Source organism: Sphingomonas rosea (genome assembly GCF_039538065.1).
Lineage (GTDB): Bacteria > Pseudomonadota > Alphaproteobacteria > Sphingomonadales > Sphingomonadaceae > Sphingomicrobium > Sphingomicrobium rosea.
Genome location: NZ_BAABBR010000001.1, coordinates 1,710,309 through 1,725,294, shown reverse-complemented (window position 1 = coordinate 1,725,294; position 14,986 = coordinate 1,710,309). Strand labels below are relative to the sequence as shown.

Genomic DNA, 14,986 nt, shown 5'->3' with positions numbered 1-14,986 from the left:
CCGGCCCAGGGTGAAACCGGCCCTCGATCACGCGTGGCTCAGCGACGCTTCTGCGACTTGGCGGCGGGCTTCTTGGCGGTCGACTTGGCGGCGGTCTTATGGGCCTGGACCTTCTTGACGCTCTTGGTCGAGGCGGCGGCGGGCTTGGCGGGCGCCGGCGCGGCGGCGGCGAGCGCGGGCGCACCGGCGAGCGCGAGGGCACTGAGGCCGATCAGGGTGTTGCGGATCATGATTGTCACTCCTTGCATGCGATTGCTCTGCCCGACTGGGGCGTCCTTCATATGGCGGCCGCCGCCATGCGCTGGGGTGAAGGGCAACTTACGTTTCTGTTAGGTTGCGGCAGGGGCTCGGCCCGTTCGCGCCCGATCAGCCGGCTGAGGTCGATCAGCGCCGCCATCATCGCCAGGCCCGGCGGCCCCGCGAGATAGCGCGGCTCCCACACTGGATTGAACTTCGCCTTGTAGGCCCGGAGCCCGCGAAAGCCGTAGAAGCGCTCGCCATGCTGCGACAGGAAGGCCAGGACCTTCGCCCAGCGTGGCGCCAGCGCCCGGGCGTCGATCCCCGTCAGCGGCGCCATGCCGAGCGAGAAGCGCGCATAGCCCGCCTCGCGCCCCCACTCCATCAGCCCGGCGAACAGGAGGTCCATCGTCCCCTGCGGAATGTCCGACCGGTGCCGCATCAGGTCGACCGACAATTCCTGCCGCCCTGCCGTCTTCCAGACGTTGGCGAAGGCGAGGATCTCGCCGTCCCGCTCAACCAGCGCGCAATCGAACTTGCTGAGATAGTCCTCGTCGAAGGCGCCGAGGCTGAAGCTCTTCTCGCGCCCGTCCTTGGCGCGCAGCCATTCGTCCGACACCCCGCGCAGCCGCGGCAGCAGGGCCGGAACCTCCGCCGCCGCCACGACCCGGAACGCCGCCCCCGCCTTGGCCGCATGCCGGCTCGCCCGCCGGACGCTGCGAAGCGCGGGCGTGGCGAGGTCGAAGCCCGGTAGCTCGACCACTGCCTCCTCGCCAAACTTGATGATGGCGAGCCCGAGCTCGACCGCGAGACCGAGCGATTGCGGGCTGATCTCGTAGAGGAGGAGATGGCCAGACCCCGCATCGGCCGCAGCGCGCATCTGCCACAGGAGGGCGGGCCATTCCTCCGGCCGTCCCACCGGATCGCCCATCACCACCCAGGTCTTTCCCGCCACGCCGTACATGGCGAAGGCCTCGCCCGACGGCGCCTCGACGAAGCTCTTGTCGCCGGTCAGCGCGAGCATCGCGTCGGTCCGGGTGGCATAGCCAAGCGCGCTCGCGAGCGTCGCCGGATCGATTGCGCGCCGCCCCGCGCTTGCTGTCGGCGCGCGCAGCAGGTGCCACAGGCTCAAGGTCACCAGTGTCGCCGAGGCCACCAGGCTCGCCCGCAGGAAGCGCGACGAATCCGCGTGAAGCGCAAAGCGCCACCACAGCGAATCCTGATACGCGACATGGCGATAGGCGAAGAGGCCGATCCACACCGAGGCCGCGATCGAGAGCGCGGCGGCGGTAAGCCATCCCCCGCTCAGCGTCTCGGCGGTGAGCCGCGTCCGGCGGTAGAAGGCGGGCCGAAGCCAGTGCAGCAGCGCCGCGACCGCCGTCAGGATGCTCGCCTCCTCATAATCCAGCCCCTTGGCGAGCGACAGGATCGCGCCCGCCATCAGCAGGATCGAGGCCAGCCACGCCGCCCCGTCGAGCCGCCGGTAGAGCCCCGGCGCCAGCAGCAGCAGGATCGTCCCGATGAGGCTGGTCCCGAGATGCGATGCCTCGATCAGCGACAAGGGGATGATGCCCGACAGGAGGTGCAACCGCTCGGGCAAGGCCGGAAGCGCACTCGAGGCGAGGAGCACGCAGCCCGCCGCGAAGGCGAGGAGACTGAGCGCCGTCGGCGCGACCGCGCTCGCAATGCCCCTGGCGACACCGACCCCGCGCGCGATCGGCCGCGCAACGTTTCGCCCCTCGCGCAGGATGAGGATCGCCAGCGCGGCCCCCAGGGGAATGAGATAGTAGATGATGCGATAGGCGATCACCGCGGCCAGCAGCGCCGCCTTGTCGCTCGGACCCAGCGCCAGCAGCACCGCCTCGAACACCCCGATCCCGCCCGGCACATGGGTCACCAGCGCGACGATCATCGCCAGCGCATAAGCGAGGAAGAAGAGCGGAAAGGCGTGCGCGGCAAGGCCGGGGACGAGCATGAACAGCGCCGCGGTCGCCGCCGCGAGGTCGATAACCGCGATCCCGACCTGCGCGAGCGCCACCGGCGCGGGGGCAAGCGGCAGCGTCCAGCCGAGCACCGTCACCGCCTTGCCGCGCCGCCCGCCGAGCAGCAGCAGCGCAGCGCACCCGACGACCAGCAGCGCCCCCACGAGATGCTGCGTCGTGGTCGGCACCAAAAGGCCAGCGACGTCGAGCGAGCGGTGGCGCAGCAGCAGCGCCGTCCCCGCCAGCAGCACGACCCCGCCCCAGAAGGCGAGGCTCGCAAGCAGGATGACCTGCGCCACCTCCCCCGGCCTCAGACCGGCCCTGGTGTAGATCCGCATCCGCACCGATCCGCCGGTCAGCAGCGACAGGCCGAGATTGTGGCTCAGCGTATAACTGGTGAACGAGGCGAGCGCGGCGGTCGGCCACGGCAGAGGTCGTCCGATCGCGCGCAGCGCCAGCACGTCGTAAGCGGTGAGCGCGAGATAGCTGCACGCCGTCAGCGCCAGCGCCGCGACGAGTCGCGCGAGCCCGATCCGCTCCACCGCCGCGCGGACGTCGGCGAAGCGGATGGTAGCGATAAGCCGGTGGATCGCGGCGAAGGCGAGCACCGCGACCAGCGCCACGGCCGCGACCGTCAGCGCGCCGCGATGGCGATTCCACCAGCCTGGGATCATGCGGCGCGGTGCCAGATCTGCGACCGGCAGATGAGCCCGCCGAGGATGCAGCCCTTGATCTGCAACTGCCCCGGCCCGAGCAGGCTGAGGCTCGAGGCGAAATGCCGGGCATGATCGGGGACGAAGACCGTGCCGGCATAATGATTGGGGCCCGTCGCGCGATAGTCGCTGAGGAGCTGGGTCCCGACCAAGGAGGCCACACCGGCCGCCCGCGCGTCGCCCTTGGCTTCCTCGTTCGCCCACACGACCCACCCGCACAGCGCATCGCCGCAGGGCGACGTTCGTACCGCCACGCTGTGGTGCGGGTTGATCCAGGTGCCGAGCATCGGGCTGTTGCCGGCCTGCGCGGGCACCGCCGCCGCCCCCAGGATGCCGGCCAAGGCCAGCAGTCGCATTCTCATCATCATGCGGTCTTTCCGATGGCGGCGGCGATCGCCGCGAGGACGGTCCTCGCGAGGCGGTCGCTGTCGCGGTTGAGGTGATGCCCGCCGGGCAGGGTCAGCACGCGCACGTTGGGCGCATGCCACAGCGGGCACAGGCTGCCGGTCTCGAGCGCACCGTGGATGCAGGTGATTTGGACCCAGTCGAGTTTGCGCGCCAGCGGCAGGGCCTCGGCATCGGGCCTGGCGAAACTGAACAGTTCGGAGGGCGAGGCGCGAAACTCGATCGTGCTCGACGGGACGACCAGCACCACCGTCGCGATTCGCGCGCGCTCGGCCGGCGACAGCTGCGACAGCCCCGCGACCAGCATGTCCGAGCCGAACGACTGGCCGACGACGACGAGCTTTCGGCCCGGTGCCAGCGACTGCGTCCGCGCCAGCCCCGCGCGCAGCAAGCGCCCGATTTCGGCCGGCGTGCGCTTCACCCGGAAGAAGGTCAGCGAATTCACCCCGATGACGGGGACGCCCGCCTCGGCGAGCCGCGCCGCGACCGGCGGTCCCATGCCGACCCGGAAGCCCATGTCACCCGACAGCAGCAACACCGCAGTGCGCGGCCGCGGATTGTCGGCGGCGACGCGGGTGAACACCGGTCCGCCGAAATAGCCGAGATAGGCGAGGAAACCCGCAATGGCCGCCGCCACGACCAACAGCACGACGAGCGCCCGCTTCATGAACGCCCCCTCGGGCACCGAAACCGCATCCCAACCATGAGACGGCTTTGCCCCTCTTGGCCCGAACGCGCGGTGGAGCGACCATGAGCAAATTGTCATGATGCCAACAGGCTGCGGACAAGCGCGCTCGGCCATGAAGGGCCATGGCCCCGCCCCCGCGCTCCCTCCTCACCAGCCTGCGCGACTATGCCGCGCCGTTGCTGCTGGCGGCGTTGATCGTGGGCATGGCACTGGTCCTCGTCAGCACCCGCATGACCCGCGGGCGGCAACAGGCGGAAGCGTTGCTCCGGTTCGACCGGATGGTCGGCGCGACCGTCCAGCCGGTGACGAGCGAGGTCGCCCGCACCTCGCACCTGCCGCCGGGCGAAGCCGGACTGTTCGTCACCAGCGTCGCCAACCATCGGCGCAGCGCCGACCCGCCGCTCCGGGTCGGCGACGTCGTCGCACGGGTCGACGGCAAACCCGTGGCAACTCCGTCCGACCTCGTCCGGGTGATCCGGAGCCGCCATGCGCGCGTCGCGCTCGACGTCCACCGCGGCCGTGCGCGGCTGGCGCCGATGGTCAGCCGGTGACCCCCGCCCCATCCGCGCCCACCCTTGTGCGCGCGCCCCCCTTTGACCTAGCCATGCCGCCAGGAGAAACGATGTCGCGAAAGATCCTGCTGGTCGAAGACGACCGGAGCACGGCCGACTATGTGGTCAAGGGCCTGACCGAGGCGGGCTTTGTCGTCGACCATGCCGACAACGGCCGCGACGGCCTCTTCCACGCGACCGACGGGACCTATTCGGTCATCATCCTCGACCGCATGCTTCCCGGCCTCGACGGGCTGTCGGTGCTGAGCGCGATCCGTGCCTCGGGGATCGATACGCCGGTCATCTTCCTCTCGGCCATGGCCTCGCTCGACGAACGGGTGAAGGGGCTCGAGCAGGGCGCCGACGACTATCTCGTCAAACCGTTCGGCTTTGCCGAGCTGCTCGCGCGCATCGCCAACCTCCAGCGACGCGGGTCGGCCAAGGCGGTCGAGACCGTCCTCACCTGCGCCGACCTTGAACTCAACCTGCTCACCCGCAAGGTCAGACGCGGCAACCTCGCCATCACGCTCCAGCCGCGCGAGCTTCGCCTGCTCGAATTCCTCCTCCGCCACAGCGGCGAGGTCGTCACCCGGACCATGCTGCTCGAAGGCGTGTGGGACTATCATTTCGATCCCGGGACCAACGTCATCGACGTCCACGTCAGCCGCCTGCGCAAGAAGATCGAATTGCCCGGTCAGCCCCCGTTGCTGCACACCGTGCGCGGCGCGGGCTACCGGCTGGGGCTCGAACCCTGACCAGCCCGCGCCGCGGCGGCTCGATCACGGGCCAGCTGTTCGTCCTGACGCTCGTGCTCCAGATCGTCTCGGCGGCGATCCTCGTGGTCGGCATCTGGCAGCTCGTCGAGCAGCGCATCGACGCCGGCACCCGCACCCTCGTCGACGAGCTGCGCGACGACCTCCTCACCACCTACCGGGCGGAGGGCGCGAACGGCCTCAAGGCGGTGGTCGAGGCGCGCAGCACCATGCCCGACGACAAGGACCTCGCGCTGCTGCTGGTCGATGCCCAGGGCCGGCGCCTCGCGGGCAATATCGCCGCTTGGCCGCCGACCATCCGCGCCGACGGCAGCTTCCAGCACGCCGCGCTGTTCCGTGCCGACCGCGAGGCACCCGAGCAGATGCTCCTCGTCGGCACCCGCCTCGCCGACGGCGCGCGGCTATTGAACGGCTATGTCGTCGACGACGAGGCGCAGCTCACCGAGATCGTCGGCGAGGTGCTGACCGGCGCGATGCTGCTCGGCCTGCTGCTCGCCGCCGCCGGCGCCTTCATCATCACGCGCCTCGTGACCAGCCGGATCCGAAGCTTCGAGCAGACCTCGCGCGCGGTCGCCGGCGGCGCCTTGTCGCAGCGGGTTCCCGACCGGGGCAGCGGCGACGCCTTCGACCGACTGGGCGGAAGCATCAACTTCATGCTCGAGCGGATCGAGCATCTCGTCTCCGAACTCCGCCTCGTCACCGACGGCCTCGCCCACGACCTGCGCTCACCCCTCACCCGCCTGCGCGCCAATCTCGAACGGGTTTCTGCCCGGACCGACGATCCCGAAGCTCAGGCCGATCTCGCCAAGGCCGACGGCGAGACCCGCCTCCTGCTGCGGATCGTCACCACTGCGCTCGAGATCGCGCGGCTGGAAGCTGGCGCGGGCCGCGAGCGCTTCGCCCCCGTCGACCCCGCCGCTTTGCTTCTCGACCTCGAGGACCTCTACGGCCCCGTCGCCGAGGAGAAGGGCTTCACCCTCACCGTCGAGGGCTCGGCGCCCGCCATCGCCGCGGATCGCCAGCTGCTGTCGCAGGCGCTCGGCAATCTCATCGAGAATGCGCTCCGCTATGCCGAGCCGGGCGCCCTCTCGCTGTCGGTCGCCGAGACGCCGCACGGCACCGCCTTCGCCGTGAGCGACCGCGGCCCCGGCATCGCTCCCGATCAGCGCGACCTTGCGCTGGCCCGCTTCGGTCGCCTCGACCCCGCCCGCCATGGCCACGGCGCGGGCCTCGGGCTCGCGCTCGTCAATGCCATCGCGCACCTTCACGGCGGCGAACTCCTCCTCGAGGATGCCGAACCCGGTCTGCGCGCGACAATCCTCGTCGCCCGCAACCCTCAGCCGGCCGCCATCGACCAGCACTGACCGGGTTCGAGCGCGACGAAGGCCTCGGCGTCATGGCCGCTCGCCCGAACCGCCTCGGCGAGGCGCAGGCGCGGCTCGTCGCGCGCTTCGTCGGTGAGCTGGAACGTCCCCCAATGAACGCCGACCGCGCAGGCCGCCCCGCATGCTTCCATGATCCGCACCGCCTCGGCCGGATCGACATGCTGGTCCTTCATGAACCAGCGCGGCGCATAGGCCCCGATCGGAATGATCGCGAGGTCGGGCGCCCCGTGTCGCGCCTTCACCTCGCTGAAGATCCGCCCGTCGCCGAAGCCCGTGTCACCGACATTGTAGACGAGGCGCCTGGCCGTGCGCACCATGAACCCGCCCCACAAGGCCATCCGCCGGTCCCCCAGTCCCCGCGATGACCAGTGGTTGGCGGGCACGCAAGTGATCCGCACGTCCCCCGCCGCATGCTCGCCATGCCAGTCGAGCGTCACGATCCGCTCCGCGGCCACCGCGCGCCGCAGGACGACGTCGTTGCCGAGCGGGGTGACGACCAGCGGCGCATGCGTGGCCTCGATCCGACGGAGCGTCGCGAGGTCGAGGTGGTCGTAATGATTGTGCGTCACGAGCACGAGGTCGATCGGCGGCAGATCCTCGAACGCGATCCCCGGCGCGGTGACGCGCCTGGGCCCCGCGAAGCCGACCGGGCTGGCCCGCTCCGACCAGACCGGATCGACGAGGATATTCGTCCCCTCAACCTGGATCAGCACGCTCGCATGCCCGACCATCGTCACCGCGAGGCCCTCGATCCGCGGCTCGGGTTTCGTCGGCGTGACAGCCACCGACCTGGGCCATTTCGCCCGGCCACCGCCGAGCTGCCACTTCAGGATGTCGCGCAGTCCCCGGTCGGTCGAGCCCTGCCCCGGATTGAAGAAGCGCAGCCCGTCGAAATGGTCCGAGACCGGCCCGGCGTAATAGGGATTGCGCTTGCTCATCGATGCCAGCGTTAGGCCGCCGTCCAGCTTCCGCCAAGCGAGCGGAACAGGTCGATCTGCGCGTCGGCGATCCGCGCATCGGCCTCGGCCAGCGCCGCCCGCGAATCCGCCGCGGTGCGTTCGGCATCGAGTAGTTCGAGCGAGCCGATCGCCCCTTCGCGCTGCTGCGCGCGGGTGATCCGCGCCGCCTTCTCCGCTTCGGCCGCCGCCGACTGGAGCGCGGCCCGGCGTTCGAGCGCCCGGCGATAGGCCGAGAGCGCCGTCTCGGTCTCCTGCAACGCGCCGAGCACCGCTCCGTCGAACTGGGCGAGCGCGACCTGCGTATCCGCTTCGGCCCCGGCGACCCGCGCCCGCGCGGCGCTGCGGTTGGCGGTCCAGTTGATCAGCGGCCCCACGAGCCAGGTCAGCGGATTGGCACCGAACAGGTTGCCGAGCCCTGCCCCGCTCGATCCGACCGATCCGCCGAGCGTGATCCGCGGATAGAGGTCGGCGGTCGCGACCCCGATCCGAGCGGTGGCGGCGGCGAGCCTCCGCTCGGCCGCACGAACGTCGGGGCGCCTTGCCAGCAGCCCTGCCCCGTCACCGACGGGAATGGGGCGATCGAGCCGCAACGTGCTCGTCCGCGCCGCAGCAACGACCGGCAGGTCGCGCGGCGCCCGCCCTGTCAGAGTCGCGAGGCGCAGTAGCGCCGCCTCGCGCTCGGCCGCGATGCGCGGCAGCTCGGCCCGGCGCTGGTCGCGCAGCGCCGCGATCCGGGCGGTGTCGAGCCCATTGGCAAGCCCGACCTGATGACGCCGCTCGGTCAGGCTGAGCGACCGGTCGAGCAGCGCGACGATGCTTTCTCCAACCGCCAGCCGCTCGGCGGCCGAGGCCGCGTCGGCATAAGCCCGCGTGGTGTCGGCCACCACCGCGACGCGCACCGCATCGGTGTCGCCCTGCGCCGCCGCGACGTCGCCACGCGCCGCCTCGATCCCGCGCGACACGCGTCCGAATAGATCGACCTCGTAAGCGACGTCGAGCCCGACATCGACCTGCAGATCCTCGCGCTTCTGGCCGAGGTCGGGGCCGGGCAGCCGGCCATATTGCGCCGACCCGCCAAGGCCGATTTGCGGCTCGCGATTGCCGCGAGTCTCGCGCAGCAGTGCCCGCGCCTTGGCCAGCCGACCGACCGCCACCCGAACGTCGGTATTGGCGGCAAGCGCGTCACCGACCAGCCCGTCGAGCACGGGATCGCGATAGAGCTGCCACCAGTTGCCGACCGGCTCGGCCGGGGTCACCGCCGCCCCCTGCTGGTGAACGAAGGGCGCGGCGGCCGAGGCGGTGACGGGCTTGGGCCCATAATCCGGACCGCTGGCGCAGGCCGCGAGGGTCATCGCCGACAGCGAGGCGAGGAGCAGGTTCTTGGTCATCGATTGAGGTCCTCATTCGGCCGGGAGCAGGGCGGGCTCGGGTGCCGACCCGCGACGGCGGCGAAGCTTCTCCGCGAGGCTCCGGCAAACGACGTAGAAGGTCGGCGTGAAGATGAGTCCGAAGGCGGTCACCCCGACCATTCCGAAGAACACCGCCGTCCCCAGCGCCTGGCGAAGCTCCGCGCCCGCCCCGTCGGCGATCAGCAGCGGCACCGAGCCCAGGATGAAGGCGAAGCTCGTCATCAGGATCGGCCGCAGCCGGTCGCGGGCGGCGCGCACCGCCGCCTCGATCGGACTCATCCCCGCTTCCTCGTCCTGCTGCGCGAACTCGACGATCAGGATGGCGTTCTTGGCCGCAAGCGCGATCAGCACAACCAGCCCGACCTGCGTCAGGACATTGTTGTCCATGCCGCGTAGGTTCACGCCGACCATCGCCGCGAGCAGGCACATGGGCACGATCAGGATGATCGACAGCGGCAGGACCAAGCTCTCGAACTGCGCCGCCAGCACAAGGAAGACGAACAGGACGGCGAGCCCGAAGACGAGGGTCGCCGTGCTTCCGGCGGCCTTCTGCTGGTAGGCGATCCCGGTCCATTCGGTCCGGAAGCCCGCGGGCAGCACCCCGGCAGCGAGGCCCTCCATCTTGGTCAGCGCCTGCCCCGACGAGAATCCCGGCGCGGTGTCGCCGTCGATCTCGACCGCCGGGAAACCGTTGTAGCGCGACACGCGATACGGCCCCGTCCGGTCCTGGAAGGTCGTGACCGAGCCCACCGGGACCATGGCACCGCTGTTCGACCGGGCGCGGAGGTTGGCGATGTCCGCCTCGCTCGCACGATAGGGCGCGTCGGCCTGCGCGGTCACGCGGTAGGTCCGGCCGAGGAGGTTGAAGTCGTTGACGAAGGCCGAGCCCAGATAGACCTGCAGCGCCTCGAAAATCCGCTCGGGCGGCACGCCCAGCATGTCGGCCTTCACCCGGTCGATGTCGGCATAGACGCGCGGCGTCGTGACATCGAACAGGGTGTAGACTTGGGCAAGGCCCGGAGTCTGGTTGGCCTTGCCGATCAGCGCCCACGACAGGCCGTTCAGCTCCTGGAAGCTGTGGCCACCGGTATCCTGCACGATCATCCGGTAGCCGCCCGCCGAGCCGATGCCCTGGATGAGCGGCGGTGGCACGATCAGCAGCCGTGCCTCGTTGATGTCGGCGGTGCGCTTCTGCGCCTCGGCCATGATGTCCTTCAGGGACACCCCGAGTTTCTTGCGCTCCTCGAACGACTGGAGCGGAATATAGGCCGCGGCGGCGTTGGGGGCCTGCGTCTGCGAGGCGCCGTCGAAGCCCGCGAGCATGACCGCGCCCTTCACCCCCGGAATGGGCGTGATTCGGGCGGCAACCTTGCGCATCACCGCGTCGGTGCGCTCGAGCGACGAGCCCGCGGGCAACTGGATGACGGTCAGGAAATAGCCCTGGTCCTGCGCCGGGATGAAGCCCGTCGGGGTGATCACGAAGATCCCCACCGTCAGCGCGATCAGCACGCCATAGGCCGTCATCATCCGCTTGGGCGCCTGCACCAGCCGCCGGGTCAGCCTGGCGTAGGTCTCGCCGAACCGCTCGAACGCGCGGTTGAAGCGGTCGCCCGCGCCCTGCGCCAGCGCGGCAAGGCGGTTCTTCGGCGGCTCGTGACCGTGCGGCTTCAGGAGCAGCGCGGCCATCGCCGGCGACAGCGTCAGCGACAGCAGCAGCGAGATGAGCGTTGCCGCCGAAATCGTCACCGCAAACTGGTGGTAGAAGGCACCCGACAGCCCGTTGAGGAATAGCGTCGGCAGGAACACCGCACACAGCACCAGCACGATCGCGACCAGCGCCCCGGCCACCTCATCCATCGAGGTCCGCGCCGCCTCCAGCCCGGTCATCCCCTTGGCGAGATTGCGCTCGACATTCTCGACCACGACGATGGCGTCGTCGACCACGATCCCGATCGCCAGCACCAGTCCGAACAGCGACAGGTTGTTGAGCGAATAGCCGACCATCTGCAGCACCGCGAAGGTGCCGATCAGCGAAACCGGAATGGCGAGCACCGGAATCAGCGCCGCGCGCCAGCGCTGGAGGAAGACGAGGATCACCAGCACCACGAGGAATACCGCCTCGAGCAGCGTTTGGCCGACCGCGTCGATCGACTGCGCGATGAATTCGGTCGGATTGTAGATCACCCGATATTCGAGTCCCGGCGGAAAGCTCTTCGACGCCGATTCCATCTCCTGCTTGACCAGCTCGGCGGCGGCGAGCGCGTTCGAGCCCGGCCGCTGGAAGACGCCAAGCAGCACCGTCGGCTCACCCGACAGATAGGTGTTCGAGGCATAATCGGCGGCGCCGAGTTCGACCCGCCCGATGTCCGACACCCGCACCTGCCGCCCGTCGGCATCGCTGCGGATGACGACATTGGCGAACTGCGACGGGTCGGCGAGGCGGCCCTGCGTCTCGACGTTGAGCTGATAGGCCGCGCCCGTGTTGTAGGGCGGCTGGCCGAGCGTGCCCGCGGCCACCTGAACGTTCTGCGCGCGCAGCGCCGCGACGATCTCGCCGGCCGTCAGGTTGAGCGCGGCCGCCCGCGTCGGGTCGATCCACACCCGCATGGCATAGTCGCGCGCGCCGAACAGCTGGACGTCGCCCACCCCGTCGAGCCGCGCCAGCCGGTCGCGGACCTGCGTCAGCGCATAGTTGGACATGTAGCCGCGATCGAGTTTGTTGCCCGGCGAGACGAGGTTCACCACCATCAGGAAATCGGGCGAGGTCTTGCGCGTGACCACGCCCAATCGCTGCACTTCCTGCGGCAGGCGCGGCGCGGCAATCGCGACCCGGTTCTGGACCAGCACCTGCGCGGCGTTGAGGTCGGTGCCCTGCTTGAATGTGACCGTGATCGTCAGCCGCCCGTCGCCGGTCGATTGCGAGGACATGTAGATCATGTCGTCGACGCCGTTGATCTCCTGCTCGATCGGCGCGGCGACGGTTTCGGACACGGTCTCGGCCGAGGCGCCCGGATAGCTTGCGCTCACCGTCACGGTCGGCGGCACGATGTCGGGATATTGCGACACCGGCAGCGCGAAATAGGCGATCCCGCCCATCACCGTGATGAGGATGGCGAGCACGGCGGCGAAGATCGGCCGCGTGATGAAGAAACGGGACAGGCGCATGGGTGCGGCTCCTCGCCGGGGCGTGGGTTCAGTTGGATCGAATGAAGGCGGCTGGGCTCAAGGCGCCGAGAAGGTCGCCTCGCCCGCCGGCTGGGTCGGTTGCGCGCTTGCCGCGGCCGGCGAGGGCGCCGGACGGATCACGCCCGGCTTCACGTTCACCTTGGCCCCCGGCATCGCGAGCTGCGCGCCGGCAATGACCACGCGGTCGCTTGGGGACAGGCCCGAGCGGATGACCCGCAAGCCGTCGAGCAGCGGCCCCACCACCACCGGCCGCGGCGACAGGCTGCCGTCCTTGCCGACCACGGTCACGACCTTGCGCGCCTGGTCGGTCTGGACCGCCGCATCGGGCACCATCAACGCATTCGTCGTGCCGCCGGCGGCAAGCCGCAGGTTGCCGAACATGCCCGGCGTCAGGAACTGCGTCGGGTTCGACACCACGGCGCGAAGCCGGATCGTGCCCGAGCGATTGTCGATCCCGTTGTCGGTGAAGTCGAGCCGCCCGCGCCACTTGTAGTCGGTCTCGTCCTGCAGCCGGATCGCGACCGTCGTCGGGGCTGCTCCGGCTTCGCGTGCGCGCCGCGCCTTGAGGTAAAGCGCTTCGGAGGCGTCGAAGGTGAAATAGACCGGATCGAGCGCGTTGATCGTCGTCAGCAGGGTCGCCTCGCCGCCGACGGCACCGCCCGCGACGAGATTGCCGGCATCGATCCGCCGGTCCGAGATCCGCCCCGTGATCGGCGCGCGGACCTGCGTGAAGCTGACATCGAGCGCGCGCGAACGGACCCGCGCCTGCGCCGCCGCCAGCGCCGCCTCGCCCGCCTGGACCCGGGCACGAAGCCGGTCGACGTCGCTCCGCGACACCGCGTCGACCTCGAGCAGGCGGGTCGCGCGGCCGAGGTCGGCGCGGGCCAGCGACAGGTCGCTCTGCGCGCTCGCCACCGCCGCCTGCGCTTCGGCCAGCGCTGCGGTGAAGGGCCGCGGATCGATGGTGAACAGGAGCTGCCCCTGCCGCACCACCGCGCCGTCCTGGAAATGGACGCCGGTGATCGCACCCGAGACGCGCGGCCGGACTTCGACCGAGCGGCTCGCCTCGAAACGGCCCGAATAATCGTCCCACTCGGTGATCTGGCGCACGATCGGGCTCGCCGCCGTCACCGTCGCCGGCGGCGGCGCGGCATTGGCGCTGTCGCTCCCGCCGCGGCCGAGCAGGATCCCGCCCGCCACCGCGACCGGAAGCACGCCCAGCATCACCTTTTGCGCGGGCGTCAGCTTGCGCTTGCGCACTTCGACCGGCTGCTCGCCTTCGATCCTGGTCACGACGTTCACCGGCCCCGCCTCCGCTCGCCCGCCGTCTTGCGACTCTTCGCGATGCTGGTCTGGATGAGGTCGAGCTGGTCGAGGGTGAAGCCCGCCGCGAGGAAGTCGTCGATCTCGCTCCTCGGAATGCTCCAGCCGCGGCGCCACGCCCAGACCGCCACCCGGCGCAGCGTCTCGCTGCGGCTGTTGGCGAGCTTGTTGGGCTGGGTCAGGCCGAACAGCATTTCCATCGCCCGCGCCAAGCGGCCGGGTTCACGAAGGCTGGCGAGGCTGTCGCGCTCGGCCAGGGCGACGATCGACCAGTCGAAGGCCGACAGGCGGACCGGCTTGGGCTCGGGCTCGGGGCGCGGCGCGGCCGGCACCAGCGTCAGCTGCGGAACGCTCGGGGTCGGGCGCTCGGCGGCCGGAAAGGCAAGGGGCATCGAAGCCATGGAAAATCCTCCTGTTCACCGGACGTGACCGGTCGTTCCCGGAAAGCACGGGGCTCCGGACGAATTGATGAAATGCGGACGCAAGGGCTCGGCCCGGCAAGCGCGCGACGCCTGCCAACCCGGACGAGCCATGATGAATTGAGCGGCTGCATGCTTGCGCGATCGAGCCGTGTCGGAGCGGCACCCTCGCGGGTGCCCTAAACCTTTCCTGCCACCTGTTCTATACTGGACGGTATAGAAACGCGTTCAGCCCCGGTCAAGAGTTTCATACCGGGCGGTAGAAAAGTTTTTTCAGCGTCCCGGCCAGAAGGCCATGCTGGTCCGGACGACTTCCTCGAGCTGCTCGGGCGAGGCACCGTTGTTGGCCTGGACCGACAGGCCCTGGAGGATCGCAAGGAGATAGTTGGTGATTCCCTCGACGTCCGTGTCCGCCGGAAGGTCACCATCGGCCTTGGCCGTCTCCATCCGCGCGATCAGGGCCGCCTGCGACGAGGCACGGCGGGCGTGCAGATCCTTCTGGACCGACGTCGCCTCGGACCCGCAGGTCATCGAGCTGATCACGCGCAGGCACCCGCGCGGCTGCGCCCCGCCGGTAAGGCTCTCGAGCGCCCCGCGCAGCAGCCGCTCGGCGACCCCGCGCGAGGTCGGTTCGGCCAGCGCCTCGCCGATATAGGCCAGCTTCTCGCGCTCGTAGAGATCGAGCGCCTTGCGGAAGAGTTCTTCCTTGTTGCCGAACGCCGCATACAGGCTCGGCCGGGTGATCCCCATCGCCTCGGTGAGGTCGGTCAGCGACGAGGCTTCGTAGCCCTTGGTCCAGAACACGGCCAGCGCCGCCGCGAGCGCCTGCTCGGTGCAGAATTCGCGTGGCCTGCCCTTGCAGATCTGTCGCTCGGGAGCATTCATATCGAGCGGTATATAATTCGCGCGACCGCGAAGTCCATGACCTTGCGGCGAAAGTCCGGCGCAACTCGGCG

The 14,986-nt window shown here is 70.0% G+C and carries 13 protein-coding genes; 3 read left to right on the top strand and 10 right to left on the bottom strand.

Annotation, left to right across the window (positions count from 1 at the left end; translation table 11 throughout):
- Nucleotides 1-38: 38 nt before the first annotated feature.
- The 4 genes from ABD693_RS08645 to ABD693_RS08630 are packed head-to-tail and all read right to left on the bottom strand — an operon-like array spanning nucleotide 39 to nucleotide 4,004.
- Nucleotides 39-230, bottom strand: a complete 192-nt coding sequence (locus tag ABD693_RS08645) for a hypothetical protein (protein ID WP_344696659.1) — start codon at nucleotides 228-230, stop codon at nucleotides 39-41.
- A 47-nt stretch (nucleotides 231-277) separates the two neighbouring features.
- On the bottom strand, nucleotides 278-2,893 hold the full coding sequence (gene mprF / locus ABD693_RS08640) for a bifunctional lysylphosphatidylglycerol flippase/synthetase MprF (RefSeq protein ID WP_344696658.1): 2,616 nt from the start codon (nucleotides 2,891-2,893) through the stop codon (nucleotides 278-280).
- Complete coding sequence (locus tag ABD693_RS08635; protein WP_344696657.1) at nucleotides 2,890-3,300, bottom strand: DUF2147 domain-containing protein; 411 nt, start codon at nucleotides 3,298-3,300, stop codon at nucleotides 2,890-2,892. Before ABD693_RS08635 ends, mprF begins: the two co-directional genes overlap by 4 nt.
- A complete protein-coding gene (locus tag ABD693_RS08630; protein WP_344696656.1) occupies nucleotides 3,297-4,004 on the bottom strand; it encodes an AcvB/VirJ family lysyl-phosphatidylglycerol hydrolase in 708 nt (235 codons plus the stop codon). Before ABD693_RS08630 ends, ABD693_RS08635 begins: the two co-directional genes overlap by 4 nt.
- A 143-nt stretch (nucleotides 4,005-4,147) precedes the next feature.
- Between ABD693_RS08630 and ABD693_RS08625 the strand changes: the two genes are divergently transcribed.
- The 3 genes from ABD693_RS08625 to ABD693_RS08615 all read left to right on the top strand — a co-directional run bounded on the left by ABD693_RS08625 (nucleotide 4,148) and on the right by ABD693_RS08615 (nucleotide 6,713).
- Nucleotides 4,148-4,576 carry a PDZ domain-containing protein gene (locus tag ABD693_RS08625; RefSeq protein WP_344696655.1) on the top strand — a complete coding sequence of 143 codons (429 nt, stop codon included), beginning with the start codon at nucleotides 4,148-4,150 and terminating at the stop codon, nucleotides 4,574-4,576.
- Between the two features lie 71 nt (nucleotides 4,577-4,647).
- Complete coding sequence (locus ABD693_RS08620) at nucleotides 4,648-5,331, top strand: winged helix-turn-helix domain-containing protein (protein ID WP_344696654.1); 684 nt, start codon at nucleotides 4,648-4,650, stop codon at nucleotides 5,329-5,331.
- Between the two features lie 53 nt (nucleotides 5,332-5,384).
- Entirely contained in the window at nucleotides 5,385-6,713 is a 1,329-nt protein-coding gene (locus ABD693_RS08615) for a sensor histidine kinase (RefSeq protein WP_344696653.1), read from the top strand.
- Here the strand turns inward: ABD693_RS08615 and ABD693_RS08610 are convergent.
- From ABD693_RS08610 to ABD693_RS08585, 6 genes are all read right to left on the bottom strand, one after another.
- Nucleotides 6,686-7,672, bottom strand: a complete 987-nt coding sequence (locus tag ABD693_RS08610) for an MBL fold metallo-hydrolase (protein ID WP_344696652.1) — start codon at nucleotides 7,670-7,672, stop codon at nucleotides 6,686-6,688. The two genes, ABD693_RS08615 and ABD693_RS08610, sit on opposite strands and share 28 nt — an antisense overlap.
- 11 nt (nucleotides 7,673-7,683) lie before the next feature.
- Entirely contained in the window at nucleotides 7,684-9,081 is a 1,398-nt protein-coding gene (locus ABD693_RS08605; RefSeq protein WP_344696651.1) for an efflux transporter outer membrane subunit, read from the bottom strand.
- Nucleotides 9,082-9,093: 12 nt separating this feature from the next.
- A complete protein-coding gene (locus ABD693_RS08600; RefSeq protein ID WP_344696650.1) occupies nucleotides 9,094-12,267 on the bottom strand; it encodes an efflux RND transporter permease subunit in 3,174 nt (1,057 codons plus the stop codon).
- A 57-nt stretch (nucleotides 12,268-12,324) separates the two neighbouring features.
- Nucleotides 12,325-13,590 (bottom strand): efflux RND transporter periplasmic adaptor subunit, encoded by a 1,266-nt coding sequence (locus ABD693_RS08595; protein WP_425567271.1) that lies wholly within the window; start codon nucleotides 13,588-13,590, stop codon nucleotides 12,325-12,327.
- Nucleotides 13,587-14,012, bottom strand: coding sequence for a hypothetical protein (locus tag ABD693_RS08590; protein WP_344696649.1), 426 nt, complete (start codon nucleotides 14,010-14,012; stop codon nucleotides 13,587-13,589). Before ABD693_RS08590 ends, ABD693_RS08595 begins: the two co-directional genes overlap by 4 nt.
- 291 nt (nucleotides 14,013-14,303) lie before the next feature.
- On the bottom strand, nucleotides 14,304-14,915 hold the full coding sequence (locus tag ABD693_RS08585; RefSeq protein WP_344696648.1) for a TetR/AcrR family transcriptional regulator: 612 nt from the start codon (nucleotides 14,913-14,915) through the stop codon (nucleotides 14,304-14,306).
- Nucleotides 14,916-14,986: the final 71 nt, after the last annotated feature.

Bases quoted from the DNA above. Each gene is read 5' to 3' on its own strand.
- ABD693_RS08625 (WP_344696655.1), top strand. From the start codon at position 4,148: ATGGCCCCGCCCCCGCGCTCCCTCCTCACCAGCCTGCGCGACTATGCC.
- ABD693_RS08620 (WP_344696654.1), top strand. From the start codon at position 4,648: ATGTCGCGAAAGATCCTGCTGGTCGAAGACGACCGGAGCACGGCCGAC.
- ABD693_RS08630 (WP_344696656.1), bottom strand. From the start codon at position 4,004: ATGAAGCGGGCGCTCGTCGTGCTGTTGGTCGTGGCGGCGGCCATTGCG.
- ABD693_RS08635 (WP_344696657.1), bottom strand. From the start codon at position 3,300: ATGATGATGAGAATGCGACTGCTGGCCTTGGCCGGCATCCTGGGGGCG.
- ABD693_RS08600 (WP_344696650.1), bottom strand. From the start codon at position 12,267: ATGCGCCTGTCCCGTTTCTTCATCACGCGGCCGATCTTCGCCGCCGTG.
- mprF (WP_344696658.1), bottom strand. From the start codon at position 2,893: ATGATCCCAGGCTGGTGGAATCGCCATCGCGGCGCGCTGACGGTCGCG.
- ABD693_RS08645 (WP_344696659.1), bottom strand. From the start codon at position 230: ATGATCCGCAACACCCTGATCGGCCTCAGTGCCCTCGCGCTCGCCGGT.
- ABD693_RS08605 (WP_344696651.1), bottom strand. From the start codon at position 9,081: ATGACCAAGAACCTGCTCCTCGCCTCGCTGTCGGCGATGACCCTCGCG.
- ABD693_RS08585 (WP_344696648.1), bottom strand. From the start codon at position 14,915: ATGAATGCTCCCGAGCGACAGATCTGCAAGGGCAGGCCACGCGAATTC.
- ABD693_RS08590 (WP_344696649.1), bottom strand. From the start codon at position 14,012: ATGGCTTCGATGCCCCTTGCCTTTCCGGCCGCCGAGCGCCCGACCCCG.
- ABD693_RS08610 (WP_344696652.1), bottom strand. From the start codon at position 7,672: ATGAGCAAGCGCAATCCCTATTACGCCGGGCCGGTCTCGGACCATTTC.